Below are 874 nucleotides of genomic sequence, written 5' to 3'. Positions count from 1 at the left end.
ACGGGGCCGGGACCGGGACCATCGCCGTCGCTCCGATCCCTCGGACGGGGCTCGGCGATGCGATCAACGACCGGCTGCGCCGGGCCGCGGCACCCCGCTGAAATTTTCTTTGCGAGTTCGTGGAACCCACTTGGGACGAGCACGTTTCCCAATCACGAAGGTCGGTTCAGCCCCCAAATGACCTTCCTCCTTTCAAGGCTCGGATTTATCCGAGCCTTTTTTCTTGTTTGCCCATCATCGGCTCACGAAGAGGCCCCGCGTCATGCGCGGGACTCAACACGTGGTTAGGCGAGCTCAGCCGGCGAGCTTGGCGGCGATGCCGGCCACGTGCCTGCCCTGGTAGCGGGCGCCATCGAGCTCGATGCCGGCCGGCTGGCGGCTTCCATCACCATCGGCGATCGTGGAGGCGCCATAGGGCGTGCCGCCCTTCACCTGCTCGACACCGTTCTGCCCGGCGAAGGAGTAGGGCAGCCCGACGACCACCATGCCGTGATGGAAGAGCACGGTGTGGAAGCTCGTGAGCGTCGTCTCCTGACCGCCATGCTGGGAGGCGGTGGAAGTGAAGACCGAACCAACCTTGCCGATCAGCTTGCCCTGGGCCCAGAGACCGCCGGTCTGGTCGATGAACTGCTTCATCTGGGCGGCCATGTTGCCGTAGCGTGTGGGCGTACCGAAGATGATCGCGTCGTAATCGGCGAGTTCGTCCACCGTGGCGATGGGCGCCTGCTGGTCGAGCTTGTAGTGGGACTGCTTGGCGACCTCGTCGGGGACGAGTTCCGGCACGCGCTTCACGGTGACTTCGGCCCCGGCCTCGCGGGCACCCTCGGCGACGGCATGCGCCATCTGCTCAACATGTCCCCAGGACGAGTAATAA

2 protein-coding genes are annotated in these 874 nt (G+C 65.0%); one reads left to right on the top strand and one right to left on the bottom strand.

The features are described from left to right. The coding region (locus VQ02_RS37950; protein WP_280818982.1) for a Sua5 family C-terminal domain-containing protein at positions 1–101 on the top strand (101 nt) is incomplete at its 5' end. Between the two features lie 193 nt (positions 102–294). Here VQ02_RS37950 and wrbA read toward each other — a convergent pair. Further along, a partial coding sequence (gene wrbA / locus VQ02_RS34415) for an NAD(P)H:quinone oxidoreductase (RefSeq protein WP_048448779.1) occupies positions 295–874 on the bottom strand: 580 nt, incomplete at its 5' end.

The sequence above is a fragment of the Methylobacterium variabile genome (genome assembly GCF_001043975.1).
Classification (GTDB): domain Bacteria; phylum Pseudomonadota; class Alphaproteobacteria; order Rhizobiales; family Beijerinckiaceae; genus Methylobacterium; species Methylobacterium variabile.
This window is presented reverse-complemented; position numbering and strand designations above follow the sequence as displayed.